We start from the raw sequence: 1286 nt of genomic DNA, 5'->3' as shown, positions 1-1286 counted from the left end.
GGAGCTAGAATAAAAAGTGGACACCCGTTAACGGACGGAAGGATAATAAGACTAACGGAGGTGTCCACATGGGAGAACAGCGGCAACGATATAACGAAGAATTCAAGAAACAAACGGTCAAATTTATTCAAGAGCAGACGAAGACACTTGGAGATTTGGCAGAAGAACTCAACATTCCAAAAAGTACGTTGCACCAATGGATGAGTAAGTACCGCGAACTAAAACATGAGCCTGTTGCAAGCGTAGATCGAGTGAAGGAACTGGAAGCAGAGCTCCAAGAGATGCGCCGGTTGCTTCAAGAGAAAGAGCACACGCTTGCAAATACACAAGAAGAACTGGCGATTGTAAAAAAAGTAGTGCACATCTTCAGCAAACCAAAGAGCTAAGATTTCAGTTTGTGGAAGACCATCGCTCCGAGTTTTCTTTGGAGAAGATGTGCAGAACCTTTCAAGTATCACGGAGCGGATATTACAAATGGCGAATGGACCGAACCAGCATGCGGCAGAACCGTAAAGACGAGGTCATGAAGCGTATTCGGTATCATTTTTACGACCACCAGATGCGGTGTGGAAGCCCTAAAATTACGTATCTGCTCCATTTAGAAGGGTTACGAATCTCTTCCCGTACCGTCAGTATATACATGCGTCAAATGAATCTACGTTCTGTGGTCATGCCCAAATATCGCGTTCAGACTACGGATTCCAAACACGACCATCCCCTTGCACCAAATACGCTGAATCAGCAATTTAAAACGTCCAAACCGAATACGGTATGGGTTACCGACATCACCTACATTCCTTGCCGAGGAGGTCGTCTATACCTCGCCAGCGTTCTGGATTTGTGCACACGTGAAATTGTAGGCTGGCGTCTATATAACCATATGGAAACCAGTTTGGTGATGGGTGCACTGGAGGAAGCTTACAAGGCCAAACGCCCCGCTCCGGGATTACTCCATCACTCGGATCGCGGCTCTCAATACACGTCAAAAGAATACGTGGAGCAACTAAAATCATACGGAATGGAATCAAGCATGAGCCGCCGAGGAAACTGTTATGATAACGCCTGTATTGAGTCATGGCACAGTATTTTAAAGAAGGAACTCATTTACTGCAACCCTCGTTTTAAGACACCGGAAGAGGCTTATACTGCCATCTACCAGTACATTGAGTTCTATTACAACCGCAAGCGAATGCATGGCGCGCTAGGGTATCTTTCCCCTGCTCGTTTTGCGATGAAATTTACGGACAAATCCGCAGCGTAGTGTCTACTTTTTTGACATAGGTCCA

At 45.9% G+C, this 1286-nt stretch carries 2 protein-coding genes; both read left to right on the top strand.

Translation table 11 applies throughout. From position 1 onward, the window contains the following. Nucleotides 1-68 precede the first annotated feature (68 nt). Nucleotides 69-386: a transposase gene (locus J2Z28_RS30970; RefSeq protein ID WP_211085773.1), complete on the top strand. Its 318-nt coding sequence runs from the start codon at nt 69-71 to the stop codon at nt 384-386. Between the two features lie 11 nt (nt 387-397). Beyond that, nucleotides 398-1261 carry an IS3 family transposase gene (locus J2Z28_RS30965; protein WP_342357570.1) on the top strand — a complete coding sequence of 288 codons (864 nt, stop codon included), beginning with the start codon at nt 398-400 and terminating at the stop codon, nt 1259-1261. The last annotated feature ends 25 nt before the right edge of the window (nt 1262-1286 follow it).

The sequence above is a fragment of the Paenibacillus xylanexedens genome, from assembly GCF_017874615.1.
In the GTDB taxonomy this organism is placed as follows: domain Bacteria; phylum Bacillota; class Bacilli; order Paenibacillales; family Paenibacillaceae; genus Paenibacillus; species Paenibacillus xylanexedens.
This window is presented reverse-complemented; position numbering and strand designations above follow the sequence as displayed.

Coding starts and splice junctions, on each gene's coding strand:
- J2Z28_RS30970 (WP_211085773.1), top strand. CDS start 69: ATGGGAGAACAGCGGCAACGATATAACGAAGAATTCAAGAAACAAACG.